The sequence below is a fragment of the Mycobacterium sp. NGS11 genome (genome assembly GCF_059813315.1).
This window is the reverse complement of sequence record NZ_JCALEJ010000036.1, coordinates 1-15,982: the sequence shown is the minus strand read 5'-3', so window position 1 is coordinate 15,982 and position 15,982 is coordinate 1. Positions and strand designations below refer to the sequence as shown.

The 15,982-nt window shown below is 62.4% G+C and carries 14 protein-coding genes; 8 read left to right on the top strand and 6 right to left on the bottom strand.

The features are described 5' to 3' along the window. Nucleotides 1-220 precede the first annotated feature (220 nt). From AC5Y4T_RS24560 to AC5Y4T_RS24540, 5 genes are all read right to left on the bottom strand, one after another. Nucleotides 221-1,834 (bottom strand): hypothetical protein, encoded by a 1,614-nt coding sequence (locus AC5Y4T_RS24560; RefSeq protein WP_499955911.1) that lies wholly within the window; start codon nucleotides 1,832-1,834, stop codon nucleotides 221-223. A gap of 37 nt (nucleotides 1,835-1,871) precedes the next feature. Next, a complete protein-coding gene (locus AC5Y4T_RS24555; protein ID WP_499955909.1) occupies nucleotides 1,872-2,375 on the bottom strand; it encodes a hypothetical protein in 504 nt (167 codons plus the stop codon). Between the two features lie 665 nt (nucleotides 2,376-3,040). Continuing rightward, complete coding sequence (locus tag AC5Y4T_RS24550; RefSeq protein ID WP_499955907.1) at nucleotides 3,041-3,964, bottom strand: hypothetical protein; 924 nt, start codon at nucleotides 3,962-3,964, stop codon at nucleotides 3,041-3,043. 5 nt (nucleotides 3,965-3,969) lie between these two features. Beyond that, on the bottom strand, nucleotides 3,970-4,314 hold the full coding sequence (locus AC5Y4T_RS24545) for a DUF8820 family protein (RefSeq protein WP_499955905.1): 345 nt from the start codon (nucleotides 4,312-4,314) through the stop codon (nucleotides 3,970-3,972). 731 nt (nucleotides 4,315-5,045) lie between these two features. Then, nucleotides 5,046-5,837 (bottom strand): hypothetical protein, encoded by a 792-nt coding sequence (locus tag AC5Y4T_RS24540; RefSeq protein WP_499955903.1) that lies wholly within the window; start codon nucleotides 5,835-5,837, stop codon nucleotides 5,046-5,048. 881 nt (nucleotides 5,838-6,718) lie between these two features. Here AC5Y4T_RS24540 and AC5Y4T_RS24535 point away from each other — a divergent pair. The 7 genes from AC5Y4T_RS24535 (at nucleotide 6,719) to AC5Y4T_RS24505 (ending at nucleotide 15,387) form a co-directional block, all read left to right on the top strand. After that, a complete protein-coding gene (locus tag AC5Y4T_RS24535; RefSeq protein WP_499955901.1) occupies nucleotides 6,719-7,402 on the top strand; it encodes a hypothetical protein in 684 nt (227 codons plus the stop codon). A gap of 232 nt (nucleotides 7,403-7,634) precedes the next feature. Then, nucleotides 7,635-8,660 (top strand): hypothetical protein, encoded by a 1,026-nt coding sequence (locus AC5Y4T_RS24530; RefSeq protein WP_499955899.1) that lies wholly within the window; start codon nucleotides 7,635-7,637, stop codon nucleotides 8,658-8,660. Beyond that, entirely contained in the window at nucleotides 8,657-10,495 is a 1,839-nt protein-coding gene (locus tag AC5Y4T_RS24525; protein ID WP_499955897.1) for an AAA family ATPase, read from the top strand. Before AC5Y4T_RS24530 ends, AC5Y4T_RS24525 begins: the two co-directional genes overlap by 4 nt. Continuing rightward, on the top strand, nucleotides 10,492-11,148 hold the full coding sequence (locus tag AC5Y4T_RS24520; protein ID WP_499955895.1) for a 4Fe-4S single cluster domain-containing protein: 657 nt from the start codon (nucleotides 10,492-10,494) through the stop codon (nucleotides 11,146-11,148). Before AC5Y4T_RS24525 ends, AC5Y4T_RS24520 begins: the two co-directional genes overlap by 4 nt. Further along, entirely contained in the window at nucleotides 11,133-11,702 is a 570-nt protein-coding gene (locus tag AC5Y4T_RS24515; protein WP_499955893.1) for an FHA domain-containing protein, read from the top strand. The genes AC5Y4T_RS24520 and AC5Y4T_RS24515 overlap by 16 nt, the downstream gene beginning before the upstream one ends. After that, nucleotides 11,699-12,550 carry a PP2C family protein-serine/threonine phosphatase gene (locus tag AC5Y4T_RS24510; RefSeq protein WP_499955891.1) on the top strand — a complete coding sequence of 284 codons (852 nt, stop codon included), beginning with the start codon at nucleotides 11,699-11,701 and terminating at the stop codon, nucleotides 12,548-12,550. The genes AC5Y4T_RS24515 and AC5Y4T_RS24510 overlap by 4 nt, the downstream gene beginning before the upstream one ends. A 200-nt stretch (nucleotides 12,551-12,750) precedes the next feature. Further along, nucleotides 12,751-15,387 carry a protein kinase domain-containing protein gene (locus AC5Y4T_RS24505; protein WP_499955889.1) on the top strand — a complete coding sequence of 879 codons (2,637 nt, stop codon included), beginning with the start codon at nucleotides 12,751-12,753 and terminating at the stop codon, nucleotides 15,385-15,387. On the opposite strand, the gene AC5Y4T_RS24500 is transcribed toward AC5Y4T_RS24505, so the two are convergent. After that, the gene (locus AC5Y4T_RS24500; protein ID WP_499955887.1) at nucleotides 15,380-15,514 is read right to left on the bottom strand and encodes a hypothetical protein; all 135 of its coding nucleotides are present in this window, start codon (nucleotides 15,512-15,514) and stop codon (nucleotides 15,380-15,382) included. The genes AC5Y4T_RS24505 and AC5Y4T_RS24500 overlap by 8 nt on opposite strands. A gap of 256 nt (nucleotides 15,515-15,770) precedes the next feature. On the opposite strand from AC5Y4T_RS24500, the gene AC5Y4T_RS24495 reads away from it, so the two are divergent. Then, nucleotides 15,771-15,982, top strand: a 212-nt coding sequence (locus tag AC5Y4T_RS24495) for a hypothetical protein (protein ID WP_499955885.1), incomplete at its 3' end; no start/stop codon positions are given.

Here is a 15,982-nt window from a genome sequence, read left to right as displayed (position 1 = left end):
GAATTCGACGAGGACCTGCGCACACTCAACCAGGTCTATCCGGCCGAGGGCCGGTGATGACGACCGCCGGTCATAGGATGGTCGCCGAGCTTGAAGATGCGATCGACGCGCTCGAATAGGCGATCGGCCAATCGATTACCCGGACCTGAGCCGAAAAGCCTGGGTCATCAGGTGTCCGGGCTGATCCTGGATCGGTGGACAGGCCGGCGACGACAGCGGCTCAGTTATACGCCGTACTCCCGTCAACCGGATGCGTCGTGCTGACAATCTTGGCGATGCAGTGGTCGCGATCGAATCCTTGATCCCTGCACCACGCCAGCGCGCCCGCCGAGTTGGGAAAAGTAATGCCCACCACAGTGACCCAGAAGTCTGGCGCGGAGAATGTCGACCATTCACCCGACCAAAGCAACCTCGCCTGCGGGAACCGTTGCCGTAGCTGTTGGTGTTCCTGAAGCGTCATGGCGTTATCCCATACTCTGCCTTCGTCGATGACGCCAGGACGCTTGGAGCTGAGCTGCGGAACCCAGTGGTCAGCCAGTTGCGCGGATACGTATGCATGGTCGCCGTCAGCGATCTGGCGCAGCTGCTGCACGGGATCTCGGTATGTCGGGGCCGCCCCGCCCGGCGAAGCTTGCGAGGGTGAGCCCGTGTCATACCCGTTTGACCTTGGCGTGGAGTAACCGTTTTTTGCGGATGTGTTCTCTTTTTCGGTGTTCGTCGTGATGGCCCAGATCGTTATGGCCACAACGGCGACCGCCGCGATGGCGGCGATGATGAGTCGTTGGCTGGGCGGCCCAGCGGGGCTCTTGTTAGGTGCTGGGGAACTCGGGGTCACGTATGACCGCGGCGGAGGGGGAGCGACGACCGGGCGCGGCGGAGTGACCAGCGGAGCGGTGGGAGCCGAATAGGCGAGATCGCTGCCAGTTTCCGCGGTGGGCGTCGTCGGGGATGGCGGAGGTTGAGGCAGTGGTGGTGCGGCGTGTTCGGCGGGTGTTGTTAGGCTGCCCAGCGTGATGTGTGGGGCGACGGCATAGGTGACCAGGACGTTGCCGGCGGCATCGACGTATTCCGGTATTGCGGTGGGGTCGTCGAATGCGATCGGTTGGCACATCACCACCAGGTCGCCGGCCGCTTCTACGATGTAAGGGGCTTCCTGGCGAGCGCGGAGTCGTTCGGGGACAACGCCGTTGACCGTGTTGCCAATTTGGGTTACGACGCCAAACGTCTGATTGTGGCGGGAGAAAACAAACGCGGTTTGCATTCCTCCACCGATCAGGGCGATATCTTTCTTCAGTCCGCTTCCGGCGGGTTCCCAGCCCCGCTGGGCGAGGCCTGCTGCCAGTTCGGTGGGCAATTCCCCCGATACGTCGGCGGGGATGTGCTGCAAACCGGGCAGGGCGTGTAGTTCGACGACCTCGGCGGAGTCGATGATCCGCGCGCAGTCGGCGTGGACGTTACCGCCGCCGGTGCAGATGCCCCATTGCCAGGGAGGTCTGGCGTCGTTGAACCGCGCGGCGAAATGCTCTGTCGTGTAATCGATATCAGCATCCGAGGTCACGCAGAGCGCGATCGCTGACCCGTTCGGCCCTTGAAAGCACAGCCAGAAGATTCCTGGCCGTCCCCGTAGGACTGCGAGGTAGCTACTTTCGTTATGTCCGTCGGTGTCTCGCAATGCCGGTGACAGTTGCGCGAGCGCCTGGAAGCAGGCCACCGCATCGCCGGGCCCGTAGAAAACGAAGCCCAAGCCCACCGCGGTGAGCAACTCGTGGGCGACCTGTCGCGGGTGCCCGTCGGCTAGGCGGGGATTGGCCAGCTTGACGTGCTCGTTCGCCATCACTGTCCCTTCCGGTGTTGCGATCGGTCCTGAATCCTCAGTCCAGCAAAGTAAGTGTTTGGGCACGCATCATGTCTGCGGCATGTGTAGTGTCCCACCATCGCTCGCCACCAAACTGTTGGATGAATTCGGGCGCCACGTCGCGGTTCAGAACGGTGCCAAGACCGATGCATGATTGCAGAACGACATTGGCGAGGTGCTGATCCATCCAGTCCCACGGGAATTTCACCTCGCAAATCAGCTGCCAGTGATTCTCGTCGGAACCGGGTCGCAACCAATAATGCCCCGCGTACTGTCTAGAATTGCGGCCGCTGATCCAATCCAGAATCTCCCGTGAGATCGAAAGTCCGCTGACCAGCGGAACCCTCACGGAGAGTTTCGTATCGTCGCTCATATGAATAAATGCCGTCCCATCGCGCAGCCAGGTCACAAACGACGTGTTCTCGTCCGGGAATGAACCCCAGTCCTGGTCCCTCGGCCCGAGTTGGGTGATCAGGCGGGCCTCAAGCTGGGAGATGAAAACTTCCCTCGTGTCGGTCACGCCAGGAACGTAACACGCGGGAATGTCATCCGCTGTCAATTGTCCACTGACCACTGACTGCCTGGCGTGATCAGGCCGATGAACCCTGTCAGTTGTTCGACTGAATGTCGTGCGACTAAGACTTGCCGGTGCCCTGAAAGTGGTAGCTTTGCCCACGTCAGGCGAATCTGCTCAGGCCTCCAAATCGGTTACTAGCGAAGGGATCGAATTGACCGCAGCAACGAGAACGACAGTTGCGATGGCCGCTGCGGCGATCACCGTAATCGCGGCAATCACGCACACACCCCCCGCCTTCGCCGACCCTGATCCGCACATCCCCAACGGGGGTGTCAATTGGTGCCCCGGTGGTGACTACCGTGAGCACGTTTCTGGTGGCGGCAGGTATTGTCGCGGCGAGTCGTTTGCTGACGGCACGTTCTACGCCCAGTCGTGGGGTCACAGCCCGAGCCCTTTTGGACCTGGGCGATGGACTGGCGGAGCTAGTTGCAGCCAATTGATCCAAGGCTTTGTACAAGTGCTGTCTCCCGACCAAGGCGGTTGCGGCGGCGGGCCCAGGGACATCTTCTACTGACGGCATCTGCGCCACTGTACGACGTGCCCTTCGTCTTGAACGTCGGGTTCTGTCAAGCTGATTGCCGGGATTGGGTCTGGGGCAGTTCGGCCCCCTAGCCCTCTTGGGAGATAGAAAGCCATTCGTCGCGGGTGATGCCGAAGGCATGGGCCTGGCATAGTTCTGCGTCGCCGATTGCGCCGATCCTGGGATGGACCCACTCGATGAATTCACGTTCGGGATGGCTTGCATCGCGCATGTGGATGAAGTAGTCGTAGCGGCCGTAACCGCGGACGCGGTCGCGCGCAATGGCGTCTGGCAGGGAAAGCCGATATAACGTGGTGCCCTTCTCTCCCGAGTCGAGCAGGCGCGCGTGGGAACTGCTGAGGAGTTGCTCGAAACGTAAGTAGCTCAACGCGACTGAGCGTTGATCGGCGCTGGGCAGTGAAGCGACCTGCTCGAGGGTCAGCCGTCCGTCGACGACATCGAAGTAGAGAGCCGAATCGAATGCTGTGCCCCGCAGGAAGTATGCGCCCGACCCGTCTTGCCATTCGATAGCCATAAGTCCGGTGTCGTTGTGCAGCACGTCGGGTCGTTCTTCAAGACATCTAAGTCTGGGTCTCGAAACGATCAGCAGGTCCCGGCTGGCGGGAACAATCCAACCGAGTCCGAGGTCCCGGGCCGCCCGCATCGTCTGCGACGTTCGCGCCCAGTGGTTGCCGGACACCACGATATGATTGAGCCACCAGCGTTTCCGCTTCGCCAGTGCGGACAGCTGCTGCCGGTCGTAGCTCTGCAGCTCGTGCTCGTAGGCGCTGCGGTCCGCCGCTGCCGGCCCGTAGTCGTCGGCTACGTCCGGCAAATCGCCGTCACACGGACGGGCGACGATATTTCTCCACCGCTCGTCGGGGCCCTTGAGAGCGACGATTTCAAATGCGGTCCGTAGATTCGGGACGAACCTGATCCGGCACATCTGGTCGACCCCGCGGCGTCGACAGAATTCGGCGACAAGGGCGACAATAACCCGCTCATCGAACACCTCCCTCAGTCGCGGACCCAGCGGACAGCACGAGATGGCGCCACCGGTTCGAAGGAGCGCACAGGGTGAGAAAGCCGCTGAGGCACAGCGGATTCCGGCTGCTCAGGAGCATCGCGAACGTCAAACTCCGTCTTGCGAATGATCCGCCAGGCGCCTCTGGGCACGGTGAGTTCACGGTGTTGCTGGTAGGTCTTGCGGTGGCGCAGCGCAGTGGGGACGTCCAAGTCGACGTAGCGCTCGCCGTCGGCGGCAACAATCTCGGTGAATACGACGTCGCTTTCCAGGACGTGGTGATGCCCGGACTCGCTGTGACCGACGATGCACTCAGTCACCTGCCGGGCGCTGCCCATAGGCGCCGCCGTGACGGGGAGCAGCAAGATCTCGCCATGCCGAATGGGTGTACGCACATCGCCCTTTCGTTGTTATCCGTGGGGAATTCCGCTGCAGCACACCGCCACCAGGGTGAGCGGTCAGTGGAGACCGACCCGTATGGATGACGCCCCATCACAAGTGATCGTACATTTGTTCGACACGTCGCGGTATCAGTCAAACGGACGACATCTCACCGGTCCGATTACTGGATAGGTCATGCCAGCGCCTCCAAATCGGGCGACCGACGAAGGCGGGTCGATGCCATTGCACAAAAGCAATAGACGACTACCGACGATGTGCGACTATCACCGCTTAGGAGTGCAGCCGCGTAGCGCACCGGAAATGACCATCAGTCAGCCGCTATCTCGGCGATCAACTGAGTCATGCCTCCCGAAGTCCTTCGCGATCTGGCGCAACGGCGCCTCACCCTTGCGGGCCACGGCGATGATGACATCGGCTCGGAACTCGGCGGGAAACGGCTTAGGCGCGAGGTTGATCCTTCCAGCAAGGAGGAATTCTGACAGGTCAGGAGTCAACCAAACCGGGGGCAGCCTTTTACGGCAAATGCCCAGCCAGGCTGACCTAACTTGCAGTCTCGCGTGACGAATCGGCTCGAGCGCAAATTCCAGGACGCCTTCGACCCAGCAGTGGTCTTGCGGCCGTGTCGGTGTCAGGGCGAAAGTCCCTGGTCCGCCGGAGGCGAAGATACCTAATAGGTAAAGAACCAGCCGATCATCACTCCCATCGTTACCGCGGCTACGACGATGAGGGGCGCAAGTTTGCCACCGATAGCAAATGCGAGGATTAGGCCGAGCACGCCGGAGATAATGGCTCCTTTCACTACCGGCGGCAGTCTTGCCCAGACGTCAAATCCGCCATTTCCTGCCGCGATGGAGGCCTGACTCGGTTGGACCGGTGGTGTGGGGGGAGGTGTTTGCACTGTGTGGAACTGAGAAGGGCGGGGAAGATCGGCTTCACCGGTGCGGATGGCTTCCAGCAGCGCTAAAAGACCGGCACCCTTCGTATCGTGCAGCAATTCGCCACGATCTTCGCTTCGGTGTAAGTCACCCCATAGACGGTTAGCGGGTGGATAACTGCGATCGTAGTATTTTCGCTCACGGTCGAAGCTTTCGATGTCGAAATCGCTCATCGGCTGCCTGTCGTGTCTGTTGGTCTCTTTTTTCCAGGCTCCTGTGGTGCTTATTCGAAGCTCTTCGAACAACTTGACGAGCACCAGTTCGCCGCTGGGCAGAAGCGCGTAGATCGCGTTAGCGCTGCCTTCTTCGATCACGGCGTCGTTGGGCTGGTCCTCAGACCGTTCCCATCGGTGGGCCAGCACCCAGTGCGGACCCAACACCTCCACGCTATTTTGGGCTTCGCGGTCGTAGTAGACGATTCTCGGGTCGGGCTTGAGCGGTGTCTGCTGCGCTGCGCGGTGCGCAAGCTGGCTCAGCGCAGCACGGTCAAGTGAGCTGTCTTCATAAGAGGCAGTGTCAGTCATCAGTTTTCCGTCCATTTCCTAGAGTTCGGTGCGCTTATTGCAGAGCGGTGGGGCAGGGTGGCGGGCGTCGCCGCCGATGACGAGGTCCGATGCTACGTCGCGTTGCGCAATTGGTGTCGTGTTATGCAGGACTTGTGTTTGGATCACCGCGCCCGTCAGGGCTGTGATGAGGAACCCAACTGTAAAGACGATCACCCATCGCACGCTGTCGTTCCCTTCTTAATTGCCGTCTGGCCACAACTCACTGTCCAAACAGTTTGCGGCGAACTAGCCACCGACTCCCTGCGGATCGAGCTGGTAGGCGTCTATCGCTGTCCGCGTGGATAAGGTTAGATGCGAGCCCGGCCGCCGCATTGTTTTACCGCAATGCCGGCAGGCGGCATTGCTGCGCCGTCGATGCGATGCAGAGGGGGTGTCGGGCGACCGCACGGGCGGTGGCGTATTTGTCGGCGTGAAGTCGAAAGATCGTGCGCGGCGTGGTAATTCGCGCTATTCGACCTTGGAGGACCAGCAGCGTATCGACAGGAGCCCGCTTGCTGGCGTGCGCGGGAGCTGGTGCGGCAAAGCTCTGACCTTCGTCGAGGCGCTTCGGCGAGCTACAGACAGGGCGTTAGTCCCTCCCCCATCTAGGGCAATTGACTTCATCCCCATCCGCCACGGCGGGAGGGTCTGTCGTCTCGTCGCAGCCTGGCGTCGCGGGAGGGGTCGACGCCATTGCACAAAAGCAATAGACGTTTGCCCATCATGTGCGACCATCACCGGCATGACTCAGTTGATCGCCCAGCCGGCGGCTGGGTGATGGTCACTTCCAGTGAGCTGCTCGATGTCGGCAATGCGCCGCGGAGACTACGGTGAGTGCGCGGTGGCAGGGCACCTCTGCCGTGCGGCAACAGCCGACATTCGGAGCCTTCGTTCAGGGATTGATGGGGGCGGTCGCACTCGCGGGACTCTCCTCAACCAGCGGTGGGTCGGTCGACGGTGCGGTGTCGGTCGCCATCGGAATGGGTATCGCTGGGGCGGTGTTCGCAGCGGCCGGGGATTGGCTGTCACGGGTTGCTGGCTGGTTCTATTCCTTGTTGGGGATTGTCGCGTTCGTACCGGCTGCGGTGGCATTCGTGCGGTCGAACGGATGCCTACCAGGGCCGCCGCCGCCATTGCGGTTCGCTGCGGTGCTGTTGCTTGTTGCGGTTTCAGGCGCGATGTATATCGCCCGCTTCGTGATGAGGCGGCAATCGTTCCATTCGGCGACCGGGTTGGCAGCGTTCGGCGCGTTGCAGATTCTTGTGGCCGCGTCGACCTTCATCGCCGGAGATTCGTCAGTGAATCTGGGGGCGTTGGCGCTGATGATTGCCGGCGCGTCGTTGTTGGGTTGGCTGGTCGCCGCCGCCAGCGACGCAGTGCTCGGGGTGGCGGGTGTGGCGTTCGGGATGCAGAGCATCTACGGTGCCGCGGTAGATCGCGGCTGCGGAGGGGCGAACTACAGCGGCGTGGTCCTGATCGTCGTGTTTTGCGGAGCATATTTCGCCGCACGCGCGGTGTGCGCGCCGCTTATCCGGCGGCGATGATCTTGCCCGGGGGGTGCGATAGATGAGCGGGCCAAAGGGCGGCTCGTATCAGGTTGAGACCGCGGCGCAACGGGAATCGCGACTGCTTCGTGATGCAAGGGCTGATTACGCGACGGCGCTCAGCGCCTGGGATTCGGCGGCGGTGTTGCTGGCGGCTGCTGGGGTGGCGTGTGGGCAGAAACCGAGCTACCTACCGCCAGTACCGTTAGCCGCCGGAGCGGATTCTGCGGCGGTGCATCGCGCCACCGCAGAACTTCGCGCTGCCACCAGCGCTGCCCTCGCAGAGGCGAGAGTCTCTCGCGAGCGCGTTGCCGCTCGCCGCGCCGCCGCCTGCATCGCCCGCATCCGCGATCACCTCGAGACAGCCGCGCCTGAGGCCGCGCAAGTGCATCCGTCAGCCCAACAACAGCCCGCCACGTCATCAACCCCGCCGGCCACGACCACCGTCGATCGGGCACGCGTCGAGCAGCGTGTCCGGCGGCGCCTTGACGAACTCGCCGAACTCGACCACGACGCGTCGCGGGTGGATGATCTGATCAGCGACATCGCCGCTGCTTCCTCGGGGTCGAGGATCGACTTGCTGATGGCTGAGTTGGACCTTGTGGTCACCGACGCGCGCAGCGCCACCGCACGTATCCGCCAAATCCAGGCCGCCCGAGCGGATTTGGTGTCGCTGCAGGCTCGTGTTGCCGAGGTGCCGGGCGATTCCGGGGAGCGTCTGCGCGCTCGGATCGCCCACTTGATACAGGGTGAGGCGACGAGCGTGCCCATCGAACTGCCGGGACTGGTGGATGCTGCGGTCGAGCAGGCCGACGCCGACGCCGACCGACTCCATGTCGTCACCGTAATGACGGCAGCACTCAGAGAGCTCGGATACAGCATCGGGCCGGAATTCTCCACTCACTTGTCGGGGGCGGACGCCACGGGCTATGCGCGCAACGGCGCGTCGCGTTATGGCATCAAGGTCCGGTTGGAGCCTGGCTTGAACCGGTTCACCGCGCAGGCCGTCAAATCCGATAGGGCGCTGACCAGTGCACAAGAGGATGCCGACGCTGAACGTCAGTTTTGTGCGGCGCTCGAAACCGTGACCGCGCTCGCCAAGCGTGACGGCGTGCTGCTCGATGTCGATATCCGCAACGCGCCCGGGGATTTCAACGTGCAACAAGTGTCTGACGAAACACTCGGTGCGGGAACCGCAGAACCGGGTCAGGTGGATACATACGCGGATTCTTTCAACGAGATGGAGCAGTCGCGATGACCGCGGCTGACGTGGATTGCCGCCCGCCGTGGCTGCGTGAGATCGACGTGGCTATCCGGATGCATCCGCAGCTGATCTTGAGCGGCAACGTGCGTGACATGTATCTGCTCGACGACCCGGACGGACGCCGCTGGCCGATGTCGATTACCGACGCGGTCTGGTTTACCTTGCGCCGCCAGGGATTCGCGGCGCTGCTTACCTACACTCATGCGGCGGGTCTAGCGGTCGCTGCTGATTCCAGTGGCAGCTTTCAGCCCGACGCTACTCGGGTCCTGCAGGCCGTTCCAAAGCTTGAGTTGGGCCGAAAGTTGTCGTGGGATCTATTGCGGCAGTTACTTGAAGCGATCACCCATGTGCAGCCGGGTGTCGACCCGGGTGCCCCGATCGCTCTGATGTTTCCTGATGCCGGTCGGCTGTTCGATGACCGGCTCAACGAAGAACAACGCACCTTTCTGGCTGCAGCCAGCCAGATGGCGTACAGCGCGCGGCGTTTCGCCGCAAGCTACCCGGTGATCCTGTGGCTCATCGACCGACCGGGCGAGCTACCCGCCTGGTTCAGCCCGGGCAACCATGCCATTCGTAGCACCGTAGTGCCCGCACCGGACCTGGCCGCTCGGATGCAGATGTGTGAGGCGATGCTGCCGCGGGTGGAGGGGTTTCCCGCCGCTGATGATGAGGCACGAGGTTTGGTCGCTGTCTTCGCTGAACTGACCCATGGGATGCATTGCCGGGCGATCCGTGACATCTGCGCCCTGGCCTCGGCCAGTGGCCTGCCGGCTACCTCGATCGCCGACGCGGTACGCACGTATCGGGTCGGTGTACCGGACAACCCGTGGATCAAACCGGAACTACGCGAACGGATCGTCGAGGCCGACAAGGAACTTCCGCAGCGGGTATTGGGTCAGCCGCACGCCGTGATGCGCACACTGGATCTGCTTAAACGCGCGGCAATGGGACTAGGCGGCGCGCACCTGCGGGGCCCATCCGGTCGGCCGCGTGGTGTGCTGTTCTTCGCTGGCCCCACCGGTGTGGGCAAGACCGAACTGGCCAAAGCGATTGCCGACATCGTGTTCGGAGACGACAACGCCTACTTGCGATTCGACATGAGCGAGTTCGCCGCCGAACAGAACGAGGCCCGCCTCATCGGCGCGCCACCGGGCTACGTCGGGTTCGACGCCGGCGGGGAACTCACCAACGGTGTGCGCTCCAGGCCCTTCCAGGTGATCCTGTTCGACGAAATCGAAAAAGCCCATCCGAGAATTCTCGACAAATTCCTGCAGATCCTCGACGACGGCCGACTGACCGATGGACGCGGCGCGACAGTGCATTTCACCGAGTCGATCATTGTCTTCACCACCAATCTCGGCATCGTGGTGCGCGGCCCAGACGGCGCGCCAGCAAACAACGTCACCATGGCTGATTCACCTGAAACGATCGACATCAAGGTACGCGAATACATCGAAGTCTATTTTCGCGAACATCTAGGCCGGCCCGAGCTCTACAACCGGCTCCGAGAAGGTGTCGTGGTCTTCGACTTCCTCCGGCCCGATACCTTAGACAAGATTGCCGACGGCTCCATCTCGCGGGCGCTCGAGGCCGCGTCGAAACGCGTGGGCGCCCCGATCGAAATGTCCCCGGAGGCGCGCGAAGTCATCCGCGCGGCCGCGACCGCGGACTGCGCCAACGGCGGCCGCGGAGTGGCCTCTGCTATCGAGACCATTTTGATCAACCCGCTATCACGGGCGCTTTTTGCCGAAACCGGTACCGGTCAAGTGCCGTTAGAAATCACCCACGCTAAGAAGCTGGGCCAGAACTGGGAACTGGAGGTGCGATGAACATCAACATCTCACGCCTGCACTACCCAGTGACGGTATTGGGGCCCGGGACACGGGCGGGCATCTGGGTGCAGGGCTGCACCATCGGATGCCCGGGGTGCGTGTCACGCGACACCTGGAATCCCCACGGGGGCAAGAACTTGGCCATAGGCGAGGTGCTGGCATGGCTAACCCAAGCCTGTACGACCGGGCCCGTCGACGGAATCACCATCAGCGGAGGGGAACCCACCGAGCAAGCCGAATCATTGCATCTCCTCGTCCAAGGTATCCACGAGCTGCGCGCCGACCGCGTGTTCAGTGGTGACATCCTGTGTTTTACCGGTCTTGATGAGAATTCATTTCACGAAAGGTGTTCGTGGGCACGCGATAGCATCGATGCGATCATCACCGAGCCCTTTCGGATCACCGAACCCACCGCCCTGCTCTGGCGAGGTTCGCACAATCAGCGCCTCGTCCCGTTGACCACACGCGGACGGCTGATCTACCGACAGTACGTTGAGGCCACCGCCAGCACACCGCAGATGCAGTTCAGTGTCACCGACGGACAGGTGTGGATGGTCGGTATACCCGGGCGAGGGGACATGCAGCGCCTGGAAACAGCCCTGCGCAAGGATGGCGTCACCCTAGGAGGGGTGTCATGGCGGCCGCAATGATGTGTCCGGCGCATGGGCCGGTTACCGGGCAAGCCTGCATCCCCGGCTGTTTCGAAGCCTTACAGCCTTATGTAGCGACACCTGTCGGGCCGGCAGCGACGTGCCCTGCCCCAGGCTGCGGTATGCCGCTGCCGTGCCCCCTGCACGCAGGCTCGCCGCCCGACGCTGTCCAGCGCGAAGTGACTGCGTATCGCGCGGCGTCGGGCGCGCCATCCGGAGCCGCCGCGCTGTCGGGCCAAACGGCCGTGGGCGGAGTACTCGAATTCCCCTGGGGCGCAGTGGCCATACCGCCGGCAGGCCTGACGATAGGCCGCGACTTCGGCGCAGAATGCGGACCCCAAATCGACACGTACGACAACGTGTCGCGCGCGCATGCCCGCATCAGTCTTGAGGACGGCCAATTGTTCGTTGAAGACGTCCATTCCACCAACGGGACCACGGTCAACGGGGTCGTGACGGTCCCGGGCAGGCCACATGCCCTCGGCGACGGAGACGTCCTTGGATTCGGCAACCGGCTCCGCGCGAGCGTCAGAATACGAATGGCCCAGGCATGACCGCCCTCACGGTGACCGCGTTCACCGACACCGGGTTGCGGCGTTCCCACAACGAGGATGCTCTGCTGGTCGCCGGATGGACGTGCCAAACAATAGCCGGCGTACTGGTGACGATGCATTTCGATGACGTGACGCCGTTCGTATGCGCAGTCGCCGACGGTATGGGCGGCCACGCCGGCGGCGATCTGGCAAGTCGAGTCGCATTGGCGGTCATCGCCGACTGCGCAACAGCCTGGCGCACACAAGCCGACATCGCTGCGACGCTCACGGAGGCGAGCGAACGTGTCCATCAGGTCGGCGCCGACCCCGAGCTTCGCGGTCTAGGCACCACCATCGCCGGTGTTTGCGTGCTCGACGCCGAGGTGATCGCCTTCAACGTCGGAGACAGTCGCGTCTACAGCATCGGCAGCGGTTTCTTGCAACAAGTCTCCATCGACGACGCGGTTCTGGACTCCAATGGGAGACCGAGCAACGTAGTCACCCAGTCGCTGGGCCAGACTGCACCTATTGAGCCTCACCTGCAGGCGTTTCCCCGCGACGGAGCCGCCTACCTGATCTGTTCGGACGGTGTCAGCAGTGGATTGTCGCCAGCGAGTCTACGCGCCGCCGCCCTGCAGCCCAGCCCCCGCCAGTGCGCCACATCCATCATCGACACCACCCGGGCCAACGGCGCCGACGACAACTTCTCGCTGATTCTCGTCGAGCCGCCGGCGACTGCCTTCGCCACAAAGAACGCCGCCGGCGCCCAACATCACCGGCTCGTCGACGAGCCGGGCCAAGCGCCTGCGCAATTTGCAGTTGCGGATGAGCGCCACGTCAAACCCCGATCCGAAAGCGGAAATTCATGAATCAGGATGCGAACCGCGGTGGCGCGTTCTCGTCGGGTGATAAGACTGAGATTGGACGACCCGACCGGCCATCGACAACGCGTGATGCACGTCCGCCGACTACCCGTGACGCGCGCCCACCGACCATTCGCGATCCACGGTCGGCGACTACGCGCGATGGCCGATCATCGACGACTCGAGACGGCGGCCCGCAGGGGCTCGTGGCCACCGCCGAGGGCTCTGGGGGTCCGTCGGATCGCGACAGCGACATCGTGCTGCCGGATTATCTTGCGCGCGAATACGATATCGCCGAAGAGCTCGGTGCTGGCGGTGAGGCCGACGTCGCGCTCATCAGTCGTCGACGCGACGGGTTGCTCAAGGTGGTCAAAATCTACCGGCGAGGGATCACACTGCCCCAGTCTTTCGTGCAGCAACTGGCCACCGCTGATCCCGCTCATGTGCTGCCCGTGACCCGTTCGACCTACACGGGGTGGAGAACACCGCGGTTTATCGAGGTGATGGACTACCTGCCCGAGGGATCGCTGGAAACACTGCTGCAGCGTGCAGACGGGGTGATGACCGGGCTGGCCCGCGACATCCTCATCGAGATGACCGACGCACTGGACTACATCCACACTCAGCTGCACATCGTGCACCGCGACATCAAGCCGGCCAACATCCTGATCCGCCGCCGTAAACCGTTGGACTTGGTGCTGGCTGATCTAGGCATTGCGGCAGAACTCGCCGATTTATTACAGTCTCGGCGCGAAACGACGGGCGGACTCAAAGGAACGTTGATCTATCAGTCGCCGGAGACGTTGAATATGAGCGACGCCGGTGCCCCACGCGACTGGTGGGCGCTGGGTATGACGCTATGCGAAGTGCTCACCGGAGCACATCCTTTCAAAGACGGCCGCGGCCACCCCCTGCGTGATGAAAACAGGATCCGTCACGCGATCACGATGGGCGCGATCGATTTGTCGATGATCCGCGACGAGCGCTGGAACCTGTTGTGCCGCGGCCTGCTGACCCATGACGCCGACAGTCGGTGGGCGGCACCGCAGATACGGGCGTGGCTGGCCGGTGATTCGCCACCGGTGGCATCCCTGAAACCGCAACAGGGTGCACAGAATCGTTCCGTGCGGCCCTACCGTTTCGTTGACGGGCGCCGCTTTAACGACCCTGTCGAACTCGCCTCCCACATGGTCACCAACTGGGATGCTGCTGCCCGTGTCTTTACCTCGGAGGAGGAATGCGCGGCGCTGCGCACTTGGATTCGTGAAGATGTCGCCGACGCCGAGATCGATATCAACTCGTTGACGCCTTTGACACACGCCGACCAATCCCGCAGCGATGCACGGATTATCGAGTTCACAACTCATTATCGCAAAGACCAGAACCTGATCTTTCGGGGTGTCCAGATCACCGCGGGTACGTTGGCCGAGCAATACTTGAAAGCAGCGGGGCGGTGGGAGGACGACCCACTACTCTCGGCGCTGACACCCAATGTTGTTGCTGCCCTGGCAGAAAGCCGACGTGACGACAATAAAGGCCCTACGGCGCAGTCCAGCGAGTACTACGCATTGGCCAGCTTGTCACGTTTCGCAGACCAGCTCGACCAGCAAATCGAGCGAGCACGCGCGCAAATCAGCACGGCCGCCTCCCAGTGGGTCGACGGCGTGGATGTTGGCTCCGTGGTCCGGGACGGCCTGCCCGCGACCACGATCCTGGCGCGGGGGATGGGCCGTGCCGCGCTGCTATCGCCGGCGTGTGCCACTGGAATCCGTGAAGAATTCGCGAAAACCAACGCGTCATCTCCGCCATGGTTCGCCGATCTGTGCGCCACCGCACGATCACATCCTTCCAACAACACCGGCTCGCCGACGAATGTCGACCCCGACGAAATGGCGTTGAAATCGCTGGCCGTGACCACCGCTGACCTCGCCGCAACCTATCGGCAAGCGGCCGCCGCGGCCGTCGAGGAGGGCGAGCGCAAGCGTGCCGCCGAGCGAGCCGAACAAGAACGCAGACGCGCCGACCAACAGGCCGAAGAGGCCCGTCAAGCCATCCGTCGGGCCGCTGAAGAACGCAGCGCCGGAGATACTTTGGCCATTTTGGCGACCGCGGCCCTCGCAATCACCGTCTTGGTGCCGTTCCTCATCGGTCAGTTCCTGATGACGAAAACGTTTGTGCTGAAAGCCAGTCCAGGGGTATATGAGCCGAAGGTCCGTGGGATCATGGATCATTTTTGGGCGACCTATCTGGGTGGGCTTGTTCCCCTGGTACTGCTGCTTGGACTCTTCTTGGTGGTCCGTCGACCCTGGCAGGGGCGCAACGTCGCGGTCGGCATCGGTTGCATCGCCTTGATCGGATCACTCGTCGTGCTGCTGCCAATGGCAGAGTCGAAATGGAATGCTGCTGAGCAGAAGACAATCGCGAAATTGCGGGAGACAGCGTTCCCCTTCAGCGCCAGCTACTACACCTGCGCAAGCTGGAAAATCCACGCCGAGAACGGCGCTCACGACCCAGAACTGTGGCAAGTCTATTTAGCCCAAGTGAAAGGCACCTCGGGCACTGGCTGTAACCAGGTGCATGTGTATCGGGGATGGCAGCGGGTAGGTTACTACGATCTCCCCCAGGGCGATATGTTCACCGGAGAGATCATCGTCAACCACACCAATTGGAAGGAGCCGTTTCGCGAGCGCGAATCCAGCGAAATTTGGTCGCAGGTTTCAGCGACGGGCGCACATCAGGCGATGAATCCGTTGGGCACCAATGTCGATTTGCCCACGACAAACGGCAAAGTTGTCGATTTCACCCTTGACGTCGCGGGCACGGACGGGTTCAAGCTCAAGTGACAAACGCTGGTGCGCCCACGGAACGCTGCACGTCGATGACCCACACCCCGGCATGATCGCCACCGGCGATGGCCTGCTGCATTTTCCGCTTCTCAGATACGAGGGGGAATACGCCGACGACAATCATGGCTACTACCTGGTTCACGGAAAGGCCCGACCTCTTGCCGACGCAATGCATCATTACCTCGGTTAGAGTCTATGGGCTCGGGCCTGCCACTTCAGGGGCTGACAGATGCCCCTTGGTGGACGCAGCCACGTCCACCGTTTGTGGAGCAGACCATTGGTTTGGTACATCAAACGGGCGATAGAAAACCGGCCTTCGGCCTGACATACTTTCGTCAAATGGGTCGCCGCCCGATTGGGCTGATGAGGAAGGAAAAGCATTGGGGCTCTTCGGACCGATGAAGGAATTCCGCGAGCGCACGTTCACCATGCCGTGCAGCCCGCGTGAGGCAATGTCGGCTATTGCTGTTGCCGAAGGACATGACGGAAAGCGACCGTTCGCCCAACTGCTCGAGGCCTACACCGCCGCCCAGCAACGCGGAGAACCCGTTGGGCAGGCTCCGCTGGAAGCAACGATCTACCTTCAGGATTG

Coding starts and splice junctions, on each gene's coding strand:
- AC5Y4T_RS24540 (WP_499955903.1), bottom strand. CDS start 5,837: ATGACTGACACTGCCTCTTATGAAGACAGCTCACTTGACCGTGCTGCG.
- AC5Y4T_RS24545 (WP_499955905.1), bottom strand. CDS start 4,314: ATGGGCAGCGCCCGGCAGGTGACTGAGTGCATCGTCGGTCACAGCGAG.
- AC5Y4T_RS24520 (WP_499955895.1), top strand. CDS start 10,492: ATGAACATCAACATCTCACGCCTGCACTACCCAGTGACGGTATTGGGG.
- AC5Y4T_RS24500 (WP_499955887.1), bottom strand. CDS start 15,514: ATGATTGTCGTCGGCGTATTCCCCCTCGTATCTGAGAAGCGGAAAATG.
- AC5Y4T_RS24525 (WP_499955897.1), top strand. CDS start 8,657: ATGACCGCGGCTGACGTGGATTGCCGCCCGCCGTGGCTGCGTGAGATC.
- AC5Y4T_RS24515 (WP_499955893.1), top strand. CDS start 11,133: ATGGCGGCCGCAATGATGTGTCCGGCGCATGGGCCGGTTACCGGGCAA.
- AC5Y4T_RS24510 (WP_499955891.1), top strand. CDS start 11,699: ATGACCGCCCTCACGGTGACCGCGTTCACCGACACCGGGTTGCGGCGT.
- AC5Y4T_RS24560 (WP_499955911.1), bottom strand. CDS start 1,834: ATGGCGAACGAGCACGTCAAGCTGGCCAATCCCCGCCTAGCCGACGGG.